General features: G+C 75.1%; 9 protein-coding genes. All 9 read left to right on the top strand.

Features of this window, described 5'->3' with window-relative positions; genetic code table 11:
* Positions 1 to 6: 6 nt before the first annotated feature.
* The 9 genes from RWK90_RS06255 to RWK90_RS06215 all read left to right on the top strand — a co-directional run bounded on the left by RWK90_RS06255 (position 7) and on the right by RWK90_RS06215 (position 11,717).
* The gene (locus RWK90_RS06255) at positions 7 to 1,182 is read left to right on the top strand and encodes an ABC transporter substrate-binding protein (RefSeq protein WP_314035856.1); all 1,176 of its coding nucleotides are present in this window, start codon (positions 7 to 9) and stop codon (positions 1,180 to 1,182) included.
* Between the two features lie 61 nt (positions 1,183 to 1,243).
* Positions 1,244 to 2,581, top strand: coding sequence for an FAD-binding oxidoreductase (locus RWK90_RS06250; protein ID WP_314035854.1), 1,338 nt, complete (start codon positions 1,244 to 1,246; stop codon positions 2,579 to 2,581).
* Positions 2,569 to 3,348: a creatininase family protein gene (locus RWK90_RS06245; protein ID WP_314035852.1), complete on the top strand. Its 780-nt coding sequence runs from the start codon at positions 2,569 to 2,571 to the stop codon at positions 3,346 to 3,348. The genes RWK90_RS06250 and RWK90_RS06245 overlap by 13 nt, the downstream gene beginning before the upstream one ends.
* The gene (locus RWK90_RS06240) at positions 3,345 to 3,962 is read left to right on the top strand and encodes a pyridoxamine 5'-phosphate oxidase family protein (protein WP_314035850.1); all 618 of its coding nucleotides are present in this window, start codon (positions 3,345 to 3,347) and stop codon (positions 3,960 to 3,962) included. The genes RWK90_RS06245 and RWK90_RS06240 overlap by 4 nt, the downstream gene beginning before the upstream one ends.
* 43 nt (positions 3,963 to 4,005) lie before the next feature.
* Complete coding sequence (locus tag RWK90_RS06235) at positions 4,006 to 5,415, top strand: amidohydrolase family protein (RefSeq protein WP_314035848.1); 1,410 nt, start codon at positions 4,006 to 4,008, stop codon at positions 5,413 to 5,415.
* A complete protein-coding gene (locus RWK90_RS06230; RefSeq protein ID WP_314035846.1) occupies positions 5,412 to 6,785 on the top strand; it encodes an 8-oxoguanine deaminase in 1,374 nt (457 codons plus the stop codon). Before RWK90_RS06235 ends, RWK90_RS06230 begins: the two co-directional genes overlap by 4 nt.
* The gene (locus tag RWK90_RS06225) at positions 6,782 to 7,633 is read left to right on the top strand and encodes an FAD binding domain-containing protein (RefSeq protein ID WP_314035844.1); all 852 of its coding nucleotides are present in this window, start codon (positions 6,782 to 6,784) and stop codon (positions 7,631 to 7,633) included. Before RWK90_RS06230 ends, RWK90_RS06225 begins: the two co-directional genes overlap by 4 nt.
* On the top strand, positions 7,627 to 10,299 hold the full coding sequence (locus RWK90_RS06220; protein WP_314035842.1) for a molybdopterin cofactor-binding domain-containing protein: 2,673 nt from the start codon (positions 7,627 to 7,629) through the stop codon (positions 10,297 to 10,299). The genes RWK90_RS06225 and RWK90_RS06220 overlap by 7 nt, the downstream gene beginning before the upstream one ends.
* Positions 10,296 to 11,717: an amidohydrolase family protein gene (locus tag RWK90_RS06215; RefSeq protein WP_396230270.1), complete on the top strand. Its 1,422-nt coding sequence runs from the start codon at positions 10,296 to 10,298 to the stop codon at positions 11,715 to 11,717. The genes RWK90_RS06220 and RWK90_RS06215 overlap by 4 nt, the downstream gene beginning before the upstream one ends.
* Positions 11,718 to 11,762: the final 45 nt, after the last annotated feature.

The raw sequence follows: 11,762 nt of genomic DNA, 5'->3' as shown, positions 1-11,762 counted from the left end.
ACTCCCATGACCTCACGTCCCACCCCCCGCCGCGCGGCCGCCGGCACCGTCGTCGGCGCGCTCGCCCTGACCGCCCTCGCGGCGTGTGGCGGGTCCGAGGAGGCCGTCGCCTCCGGCTACGACGGGGCGATCGGGGCCGTCGACCTGAGCGACGTGTGCCCCGCCACGGTGGTGGTCCAGACGGACTGGAACCCCGAGGCCGAGCACGGCCACATCTACGACCTGCTGGGCCCCGACCCCAAGGTCGACGCGGGGGCGAAGAAGGTGGTCGGGCCACTGTTCGCCTCGGATGAGTACACGGGCGTGGACATCGAGATCCGGGTGGGCGGGCCCGCCATCGGATTCCAGGCCGTCTCCGCCCAGATGTACACGGACCCGGACATCATGCTGGGCTTCGTCGACGGCGACCAGGCCATCCAGGTCTCGGCCACCAACCCGGTGACCGCGGTGTTCTCGCCGCTCGAGATCAGCCCCATGATGATCATGTGGGATCCCGCGACCTACCCGGAGGTCGAGGAGATCGCGGACCTCAAGGACGCCGGGGCGCGGATCCTCACGTTCGAGGCCGACACCTACTGGCGGTACCTGACCGGCGCCGGGATCCTCGACGAGGCGCAGATCGACGGCAGCTACGACGGGTCCTCCTCCAGCTTCGTGGCGGACCAGGGCAGGACCGCCCAGCAGGGCTTCGCCTCGAGTGAGCTCTACATCTACGAGAACGACCTGCCGGAGTGGAACAAGCCCGTGGCCTACCAGCTGGTCCACGACGCCGGGTACCCCAACTACAAGTCGGCGGTGAGCGTGCGGACCGGCGACCTCGAGGCGCAGAGCGCGTGCCTGGAGAAGCTGGTCCCGGTGCTGCAGCAGGGCCTCGTCGACTACGTCACGGACCCGCAGCCGACCACCGATCTGATGCTCGACCTGGTGGAGCAGTACAACACCGGCTGGATCTACTCGCAGGGGCAGGCCGACTACGGGCTGGCCAAGATGCGCGAGGAGGGCCTGGTCAGCGACGGCGCCAACGGCGTCGCCGGCGACTTCGACCCCGCGCGGTGGGAGCGGTTGATCGAGCTCAACCGCCCGATCTTCGCCGAGGGCGGCATCGAGATCGCCGAGCCCATGACGCCGGAGGTGGTCATGACCAACGAGTTCATCGACCCCACCATCTCCCTGGGCTACTAGCCGACCCGCACACCCGGACGCCGACCGGCTCACCATCCCGCCCCTCGACCAGGAGGACCCCATGACCCGGACCACGACCCCCGCGCCGCCCCCCGGCGCCCCCGCCGCCGATCGTGACGTCGCCGGCCTGGTCGACGACCTCACCGCCCTGCTCGGGCCCGACCTCGTGCTCACCGACGACCGGTCCCTCGACAAGGCGTCCGTCGACGGGTCCTACCTCAGCCCGATCCTGCGCGCCCAGTGGCCGATCGGCCGGCCCGAGGTGGTGTGCCGGCCCACCACGGTGGAGCAGGTGCCCGCCGTGGTCCGGGCCGCGGTGCGGCGCCGGGTGCCCGTCACCTCGCGCGGCAAGGGCACCGGTAACTACGGGCAGGTCGTGCCGTTGCACGGCGGACTCGTCCTGGACCTGACGGCCCTGCGCGGGATCGACCACGTGGATCCGGAGGCCGGGGTGGTCACCGCCGAGGCCGGCGTCCGGATGCTCACCCTGGAGAAGCGGCTGGCGGCCCACGACAGCCAGCTGTGGATGTACCCCTCGACCGTGCAGTCCACGCTCGGCGGGTTCCTCGCCGGCGGGTCGGCGGGGACCGGCACGATCGTGCACGGCCGCAACCACGAGGGGTTCGTCGAGGCGCTCGACGTGGTCTTTGCCCACGAGGACGCCGAGATCGTGCACCTCGAGGGCGCGGATGCCCAGCCGTTCGTCCACACCTACGGGGTCGCGGGGATCATCGTGCGGGCGACGGTCCGGATCGAACCCCTCCAGGACTGGCGCTGTGTCTACGCCAGTTTCGAGGACCACCACGACGCCTTCGCCGCCGTGCAGAAGGTGCACCGGGTCTCGCCCGCGCCGCGCCTGTGCTCGGCCGACGGCGCCCACGTCGCGTCCTGCCTGCCCGCCGACGAGGCCATCCCCGCCGGTCGGGCCAGCCTGCGGGCGATCGTCGACGCGGCCGCGGTCGGGCAGGTCGAGCAGATCGTCGCGGCGGCCGGGGGAGTGGTCGAGGCCGTCCGCAGGGGGGTCAACGAGTCCATCAAGGTCTCCACGCTGTCCTACAACCACCCCACGCACTGGCTGCAGAAGGCCGAGCCGGACACGTGGTTCCACATGGAGGTCCAGGGCGACGCGTTGGTGGAGCGGCTCGACGAGGTGGAGGCCGTCTACCCGGGCGGCACGCTGCACCTCGAGGCCGGCCACGGGCGGATGTTCGGGATGCTCAACGGCCACTTCACCACGGCCGAGGCGGCGTACGCGGGGGTGGCCGCCCTCGAGGACCTCGGGGTGCGCGTGCACTCCCCGCACCAGTACCGGGTGGACCACGGCACCGAGGGCGTCCGCGCGCTCGCCGCCGGCACCGACCCGTACGGGCTGCTCAACCCGGGCCGGTGGGAGTCGTGATCGGCCGGGACCGGCGCTACGCCGACCTCACCACCGTCGAGGCCGCCCGGGTGGGGGCCGGGGACCCGATCGCCGTGGTCCCCACCGGCGCCGTGGAGCCCCATGGGCCCCACCTGCCCCTGGCGACCGACCTGCTCGTCGCCGAACACGTCGCCGCCCGGGCCGTGACCGCCGCGGCCGAGGCGGGCACCGACGCGTGGCTGATGCCGGCACTGGGCTACACCAAGAGCGACGAGCACGCCGGCTTCCCCGGGGCGCTGTGGATCGGCGCCGAGACCCTGTTCCGACAGGTCGTGGAGCTGGGATCGGCGCTCCGGGCCAGCGGGTTCGCCCGCGTGCTGTTCGTCAACTGCCACGGCGGGAACTCGGCGCTGCTCGAGGTGGCGCTGCGGGAGCTGCGCCGCCGCCACGACCTGCGCACGTTCCTCTACGCCGGGCGGGCCGAACCAGGGCCGACCGAGCGGGGGATGGGCATCCACGCGGGGTGGGCCGAGACGTCGATGATGCTGCACCTGCACCCCGAGCTGGTGGACATGGCGGCGGCGGAGGCGCGGGTCCCCGACGGGGTGGCGGACTGCCGGCACATCGGCTTCACCGGCCCGGTGAGGTTCGGCTGGCTGGCCCGCGACCTGTCCGACACCGGGGTGATCGGCGACCCCACCGGCGCCGACGCCGACACCGGCGCGCGGCTGGTGGCCGGGCACGTGGACACCGTGAGCGCCGCCCTGGCGGAGATCGCCGGGTTCGACCCGGGAGCAGCCCGATGACCGCCACCGACACCGCGCCCCCGACACCGCTGGTCACGATGCCCGGTCCGACCGACGACCCGCTCGAGGCGATGGTCGCGTGGCTCGCGATCGACCCCGCGGACCCGCCACTGGGGGTCCTGGCCACGGTCGGACCCGACGGCGCGCCGCACTGCCGGCATCTGCTGGTCTCCGGCGCGACCACCGACGGGCCCACGTTCCACACCGACTCCCGCTCGCAGAAGGCGGCGGACCTGGCGGCGGACCCGCGGGCCACGCTCGTGGTGATCGCCCCCGACCGGACCCGGCAGCTCACCGTCAGCGGCGTCGCCGAGCCCACCGACCGCGCCGAGCGCCTCGACAGCTACCACGCCCGCAGCGACTACCTCAAGCTCCTGGCCTGGGCGAACGACGCCGCGACCGCCGAGCTGGCCCCGCCGGGCCGGCGGCGGGTGTGGTCCGCCACCGTCGACCGCCTGGGCGACGCCCCGGCCCTGCCGCCCGAGACGTGGCTGGGCATGCGGATCCGCCCCGAGACCGTGACCTTCTGGGCCGCCGGACGGGCGGAACCGTCCCACCGCCGTCGGTTCGAGCGCGACGGGTCCCGGTGGCGGGCCGTGGAACTGCCCGGCTGAGCAGCCGGCCGGAGCGAGCACACTACAGAACGAGAGAGCCCCCATGATCACCTTCACCGACGCCCTGGTCCTGCCGGTGTCCGCAGACCCGACCGACCCCGACTGGTTCCACGGATGGGTCCACGTCGACTCCGACGGCCTCATCGCCGGCCTCGGACCCGGCGACCCGCCACCCGGCCTCCCGGGGACCGTCCACGACCTCGGCGGGGCCATCCTCGCCCCCGGGTTCGTCTCGGCCCACAGCCACCTGTTCACCGCCGGCATGCGCGGCACCGCCCCCGACGACACTCTCTACGGCTGGGTCTCGCGGATGGGCGAGATGATGGTCGGCGCGGAGGCCGAGGACCTGTACTGGTTCACCCTCGCCGGCTGTCTGGACTTCCTGCGCAATGGCGTGACCAGCGCCTACAACTTCACCCAGAGCCGCGTGGTGGCCGTGTTCGACCACGCCACCTCCACGCTGAGGGCCGAACGCGTCCACGACGTGGACTTCCTCACCCGGCAGATCGACGCCCAGGCCGACTCGGGCCTGCGCTGCGTCACCTCCACCCGACTGGACGACGAGCAGCTCCCCGAGGACGAATGCTTCCAGGCGTTCGCCCACGTCACCGACCACCGCCTGCGAACCGTCCCGCGGGAGCTGGACCTGGGCGGCTCGGTGTTCGGGTCGGTGCAGTGGTCGTCCTCGCCGGTCACCGCCGAGCGGGAGCGCCACGCCATGGCCACCCACGGTGTCGGCAACCAGGCCCATTTCGTGGAGACGGCCGAGCACCTCGAGGTGCAGCGGGCCAAGTTCGACTGGTACGACCACGCCGGGGTGCTGGGCCCGGACTTCGCGTTCGGCCACTTCGTCCACCCCACCGACCACATGGTGCGCCGCGTGGCCGAGACCGACTCGGCCGTGATCTGGCAGGCCACCTCCAACGGTCGCCTCGGCTCGGGCGTCGCCGACGTCACCCGCTACCGCGACGCCGGGATCCGGGTGGGCATGGGCCTGGACGACCAGTCCTGCACTGACGTGTCCGACCCGTTCCAGAACATGCGGATCGGTCTGTACACCCAACGCGCCGTCCACTCGGACGCCGCCGTCCTGGCCGCCGGCGAGGTCCTGCGGATGCACACCCTCGGGGCGGCGCGGGCCCTGGGCCTGTCCGCCCGCGTCGGCAGCGTGGAGGTGGGGAAATACGCGGACCTCGTCGTCGTCGACCCCACCAGGCCCGCCACCGGGCCGATCTGGGACCCGGTCGCCACCTACGTGCTGGCCTGCTCGCTGCGCAATCTCACCCACGTCTACGTGGGCGGGCGGCTGGTCGCCGAGGGCGCGCGGAGCCTGCACCCGCTGGCCGACGAGGCCGACGCGCAGCTCACCGCCCGCATGATCCGCTCGGCGGGCGTGCGGGGCTTCGCGCCCGCCTTCGCGCGGGGGTCCGAGCAGGGACTGGTGCGGTCATGACGGGCGTGCTGATCGAGAACTGCGCCGTCGTCACCATGGACGGCGCCGGCACCGCCGGGGCCGAGTACACCAGCGGCCACGTGCTGCTCGACGGCGGGCGGATCGTCGCGGTGGGCCAGGGGCCGTGCGATCCGGCGCTGCTGCCCGGCGACGTGCAGCGCGTGGACGGCACCGGCTGCGTGGCCACGCCCGGCCTGGTCAACACCCATCACCACCTGTACCAGTGGCTCACCCGCGGCCTGGCCGCCGACGCCACCCTGTTCGAGTGGCTCACCACCCTGTACCCGGTGTGGGCGGGCATCACCGCCGACGACGTCCGCACCGCCGCGCTGGGCGGCCTCGCGCAGCTCGCGCTGGGCGGGTGCACCACCACCACCGACCACCACTACGTGGTGCCGAGAGACGCCGGGGACGTCTTCGCCGCCGAGATCTCCGCCGCCGCCGAGGTGGGGCTGCGCTTCCACCCCAGTCGCGGGTCGATGGACCTGGGCCGCAGCGACGGCGGGCTGCCGCCGGACTCGGTGGTCGAGAGCACCGACGCGATCCTCGCCGGGACGGCGGAGGTGATCGACCGCTTCCACGACGCTTCGCCCGACTCGATGTGCCGGATCGCGGTGGCCCCGTGCTCGCCGTTCTCCGTCACCGGCGACCTGCTGCGCGCCAGCGCCGAGCTCGCCCGCGAGCGGGGCGTGCGCCTGCACACCCACCTGGCCGAGACCGACGACGAAGAGGTGTTCTGCCGCGAGCGCTTCGGCCGCACGCCCATGGAGTACATGGAGTCCGTGGGCTGGGTGGGCCCCGACGTGTGGTTCGCCCACACCGTCCACCTCGACGACGCCGCGATCGCCGCGATGGCCGCCGGCGGGATGGGCGCCGCGCACTGCCCCGTCTCCAACGGCCGGCTGGGCGCCGGGATCGCGCGGGTGTCGGCCATGCTCGCGGCCGGGATCCCCGTGGGCCTGGGCGTGGACGGCGCCGCCAGCAACGAGTCGAGCGTGCTGTGGGAGGAGATGCACCAGGCGCTGCTGCTCGCCCGCGGTGTCGGCGGCCCGCGCGCGATGGACGTGCGCACGGCGCTGCGCATGGCCACCGTCGGCGGGGCCCGCGTCCTGGGCCGCGAGTCCGAGATCGGGCGGCTCGCCCCCGGCTACCTGGCCGATGTGGCGCTGTGGCGGCTGGACACGCCCGCGCTGGCGGGCATCGACGACCCGGTCGCCGCGCTGGTCCTGGGCTCACAGCCCCCACTGCGCGGGCTGTGGGTGCAGGGCCGACGCGTGGTGGCCGACGGGCGCGTGGTGACGGTCGACGCCGAGGAGGTCTCCCGCGACGTGGTGGCCGCCCGCCGGCGCCTGCTCGCGAAGGCGGGGTGAGCGCGGTGGACCTGGTCACCGTCACCGCGCTGCACCGGCCCACCGGCCGCGACGACCTCCACGCGGCCCTGCTCGCGGGCGCCACACCGCTGGCCGGCGGCACGGCCCTGCACGGCGAGCGCCACGAGCACCTGGGCGCGCTGGTCGACCTGCTCGACCTGCGCTGGCCCGACGTGGAACCGCTGCCGGACGGCGGTCTGCGCGTGGCCGCCACCGCCACCCTGCGCACGGCGCTCGACCACCCGCTGACCGCGCCGATCCGACCGTTCCTGCACGACGCGTTCTCGTGCCTGCTGGCCTCGTGGAAGATCTGGTCCCGCGGCACGTGGGGCGGCAACCTCTGCGCGGCCCTGCCCGCCGGGGCCGGGACCGCCGCCGCGTGCACCCTGGGTGCGGTCGCCGAGATCTGGACCCCGGACGGCGGCGCCCGGGAGGTGCCCGCCGCGCAGTTCGTGCGGGCGCCGGGCGTGACCTGCCTGGCCCCGGGGGAGGTGCTGCGCGCGCTGCGGATCCCCGCCTCGGCCCTGACGGCCCGGTACGCGGTGCGCCGCCACAGCCTCGTGCCCAGCGGGCGGTCGTCCTCGGTGGTCACCGGGCGACTGGACCCCGGCGGCCGCTGCACCCTCGTCGTGACCGCGGCCGTCCCGGCGCCGCAGGTGCTCACCTGGGACCGGCCCCCGATGGCCGACGCGGCCGCCGCGGCCGTCCGCGGACTGCCCCTGTGGCACGACGACCCCCAGGGTCATCCGAGCTGGCGGCGTCACGTGGCGGGGATCGCGGCCCTCGCCGTCGTCACCGACCTGACCGGCGACACCACCCACCCCCCGACCAGGGAGGCATCATGCTGATCACCGTCGACGGCCGCGCCCTGGACGCCGCGCCGCGCCCCGGGCAGTGCCTGCGCACGCTGCTGCGCGAGTCCGGCGTCCACGCGGTGAAGAAGGGCTGCGACACCGGCGACTGCGGCGCGTGCACCGTGCTGCTCGACGGCGTGCCCACCCACTCGTGCGTCCTGCCCGCCCACCGCGCGGAGGGCGCCGACGTGCGCACCGCCGCCGGGGTGCCCGACGCGGTGCCCGAGGCGTTCGCGCGCGCCGCGGGGTTCCAGTGCGGGTACTGCACCCCCGGCATGGTCGCCACCGTCACCGGGCTCGACCGCGCCCCGTGCGCCCGCGACGGCGGCCCGACCGCGCGGCCGGCCGCGATGAAGGGGAACCTGTGCCGCTGCACCGGTTACCGGGCGATCACCGACGCCCTGGACGGGGTGGACAACGCCCGCCCGAGCGGGCGGATCGGCGATCCGGTCGCGGCGCCGGCCACCGCGCGCGTGGTCCGCGGCCGCGAGCCCTACACGCTGGACACCGACCTCACCGGCTGCGCCCACCTCGCCGTGCTGGGCTCGCCCCACGCCCACGCGCGCATCGTCTCGATCGACGCGCGCCGCGCGCTGGCGATGGAGGGGGTGGTCGCCGTCCTCACCCACCACGACGACCCCGGCGTGCCGTTCTCCGCGGCCCGCCACCAGAACCGCACCGACGACCCCGACGACACCCGCGTGCTGGACCGCGTCCTGCGCCACCGCGGCCAGCGGGTGGCGGCGGTGGTGGCCGAGACCGCGGCCCTGGCGCGGCGGGCGTGCCTGGAGATCGACGTGACCTACGAGGTGCTGGAGCCCGTGTTCGACCCTGAGGTCGCGCGGGCCCCCGGCGCCCCGCTGCTGCACGGCGACGCCGGGCCCGACTCGCGCATCGACGACCCGTCCCGCAACGTGGTGGCGCAGTTCCACGCCCAGCACGGCGACCTCGCGGACGGCATCGCCTCGGCCGCCCACGTCGTGCGCGGCACGTGGAGCACCGCCCGCGTCCAGCATGCGCACCTGGAGACGCACTCGGTGATCGCGCGGCTGGTCGACGGCGGGCCGGGCCGCGGCGGGAGCCTGGACGTGCGCTCGTCCACGCAGGTGCCGTTCCTGGTCCGCGACGAGCTGGCCCACTTGTTCGGCCTGGACCGCGACGCCGTGCGCGTGCACGCCGCCCGGGTCGGCGGTGGCTTCGGCGGCAAGCAGGAGATGATCTGCGAGGACCTGGCCGTGCTCGCCGCGCTGCGCACCGGCCGGGACGTGGTGTGGGAGCTCAGCCGCGAGGAGCAGTTCACCCTGGCCACGGTCCGGCACCCGTTCCGGGTGTCGGTGACGGCGGCGTGCGACGACGACGGCCGGCTCACCGCCCTGGCCCTGGACGTGCTCTCCGACGCCGGGGCCTACGGCAACCACTCGGCGGGCGTGATGTTCCACTCGATCACCGAGTCCATGGAGTTGTACCGCAGCCCGGCCAAACGGGTCGACGCCGAGAGCGTCTACACCACCACCGTGCCCTCGGGCGCGTTCCGCGGGTACGGGTTGGGGGAGGTGGGGTTCGCCCTCGAGGCGGCCCTGGACGAGCTCGCCGACGCCGCCGGCCTGGACCCGGTCGAGCTGCGGCGGCGTAACGTCATCCGGCCCGGCGACCCGCTGGTCAGCGCCGCGGGCGTGGACGACGAGCTGTCGCTCTCGTCCTACGGGCTCGACCAGTGCCTCGACCACGTCGAACAGGCCCTGGACTCGGGCCGCGGCGAGCCCGCGCCCGCCGGCTGGCTCGAGGGCCGCGGGGTCGCGACGACCATGATCGCCACCACCCCGCCCGGGGGACACCACGGGTCCGCGCGTGTGGAGGTGGACGCCGACGGCACGGTCCACGCCTACGTGGGCACCGCCGAGTTCGGCAACGGCACCGCGACCGTGCACACGCAGATCGTCGCCGAGGTGCTGGGCGTGCCGTCGGCGTCGGTGGTGTTGCACGCCTCCGACACGAGCCTGCTCGCCCACGACACCGGCGCGTTCGGCTCCGCCGGCACGGTGGTCGGCGGTCGGGCGTTGCACCGCGCCGCCACGCGGGTCGCCGCGCTGCTCGCCGCCGGCGCGACGCTGCCCGTGTCCGCGGAGGGCTCCACCGACGGGATGGCCCGGCAGGCGGCGTTCACGGTGCAGGGGGTGCGGGTGGCCGTGTGCCCCGACACCGGGACGGTGCGGGTGCTGCAGAGCGTCCACGCGGTGGACGCGGGGCGGGTGCTCAACCCGCAGCAGCTGCGCGGCCAGATCGAGGGCGGGGTGGCGCAGGCGTTCGGTGCGGCGCTGTACGAGCAGGTGCTGCTCGACGACGACGGCGCCGTCACCAACCCCACCTTCCGCCACTACCACCCGCCCCGCCTGGGCGACGTCCCGCGCACGGAGGTCTTCTTCGCCGACACCGTCGAGGTCGAGGGCGTGCTGGGGGCCAAGTCCATGTCCGAGGCGCCGTACTGCCCGGTCGCGGCGGCCGTGGGGATCGCGGTGGCCCGAGCGACGGGGGTGCGCCAGGAGTCGCTCCCCCTCACGCCGGACCGGGTGTGGATGCGGGGTGTCGCGCCCGGAGCCGCGCCCGGAGCCGCGCGCGGGGTGACCGCCGGGGGCTCCGGGGTCGTGGGGGCCCGGCGGTGACCGCGCGGGTGCTGCGCGTGACCGGGGCGTCGGCGGTGTGGTCGCCGGGGTGGTCGACCGGGTGGGAAGAGCCGACGACGAGAGCGACGACGACGACGACGAGGTCGGCGACCTCCCTGACCTGTGCGGACGGCCGGGTGGTCGAGGAGGCCGCCGCCGGGTCGACGGATCGCGTGGCGGCAGCGATGGAGACCTCCGCCGAGACCCTGGACGCCCGCGGCGGGGTGATCACCCCGGGCCTGGTCAACGCGCATCACCACCTCCTGCAGAGCGCGTTCCGGACCCTGCCCGGCACACGGGGCGTTCCGATGGCGCAGTGGCTGGCGACCATGCGCGCGGCGTACGTGAGCGCGGCCGTGGACCCCGAGCTGGTGGCCGCGGCCGCCCGGGTGGCGGTGGCCGAATCGCTGCTGTGCGGCGTCACCACCGTCGGCGACCACCACCTCACCTGGCCGCCGGGGCAGGACCCGGTGGCGATGGCCGGCGCCGCCTATGACGCGGCGGGCTCGCTCGGGGCCCGGCTGGCGTTCGTGCGCGGCACGGCGGGCTGCGACCCGGACGCCGCCGCCGAGTCCGTCACCGCGATCCTGGCCGCCCACCTGGCGGACGCGGGCGCCGACGGTGCGGCCGGTGGCGTGAGCGCCGACGGGCTGCGCCAGATCGCCGTGGGCCCCTCCGGGGTGCACGCGGACGGCCCCGAGACCTTCGCGGTGTTGCGGGAGGTCGCGGCGCGACACGGGCTGCGACGGCGCACGCAGTCCAACGAGCAGGTCGACGTGGAGCGCGCGCAGCGCGAGTACGGCCGCCGCCCGATCGAACTGCTCGCCGAGTGGGGCTGGCTCGAACCCGACGTGACCCTGGCGCACCTGTGCGACGTCACCCCGGACGAGGTCGCGGCGCTGGCCCGCGCCGGGGTCAGCGCCACCCACGCCCCGGCCTGCGATCTGCCGATGGGCTGGGGGATCGCCCCCGTCGCCGGCCTGCTGGACGCCGGCGTGCCGGTGGGCCTGGGCACCTCCGGCGGCGGCAGCAACGACGCCGGACACCTGATCGCCGACGCGAGGCTGGCGATGCAGGTCGCGCCGCTGGTCGGCCGTCCCCTGGACGCGCTCGAGGTGCTCTCCATGGCCACCGCCGGGTCCGCCGACGGGCTGGGCCGCCCGGAGCTGGGCCGCCTCGACCCGGGCTGCGCGGCCGACTTCGCCGTGTGGGATGTCTCGGGCGTCGCCGACGCCGGGGTGGCCGATCCGGTGCGCGGCCTGCTGTGGGCCTCGCCCGGTCGGCGGCCCCGGCACGTGGTGGTGGGCGGCCGGGTGGTGGTGCGGGACCACGAGCTGGTCCTCGCGGACGAGCAGGACCTGTCGGCGGAGCTGCGCCGACAGTGTCGGGTGCGGGGCATCGGCGGGGCCGGCGCGTAGCGCGCCCGACACGCTCTGACCTGGGGTGCCCTGCTCGGTGTGGGC

This window comes from Dietzia sp. CH92, assembly GCF_032248695.1.
GTDB lineage: Bacteria > Actinomycetota > Actinomycetes > Mycobacteriales > Mycobacteriaceae > Dietzia.
This window is presented reverse-complemented; position numbering and strand designations above follow the sequence as displayed.

Coding starts and splice junctions, on each gene's coding strand:
- RWK90_RS06235 (WP_314035848.1), top strand. CDS start 4,006: ATGATCACCTTCACCGACGCCCTGGTCCTGCCGGTGTCCGCAGACCCG.
- RWK90_RS06255 (WP_314035856.1), top strand. CDS start 7: ATGACCTCACGTCCCACCCCCCGCCGCGCGGCCGCCGGCACCGTCGTC.
- RWK90_RS06240 (WP_314035850.1), top strand. CDS start 3,345: ATGACCGCCACCGACACCGCGCCCCCGACACCGCTGGTCACGATGCCC.
- RWK90_RS06220 (WP_314035842.1), top strand. CDS start 7,627: ATGCTGATCACCGTCGACGGCCGCGCCCTGGACGCCGCGCCGCGCCCC.
- RWK90_RS06230 (WP_314035846.1), top strand. CDS start 5,412: ATGACGGGCGTGCTGATCGAGAACTGCGCCGTCGTCACCATGGACGGC.
- RWK90_RS06250 (WP_314035854.1), top strand. CDS start 1,244: ATGACCCGGACCACGACCCCCGCGCCGCCCCCCGGCGCCCCCGCCGCC.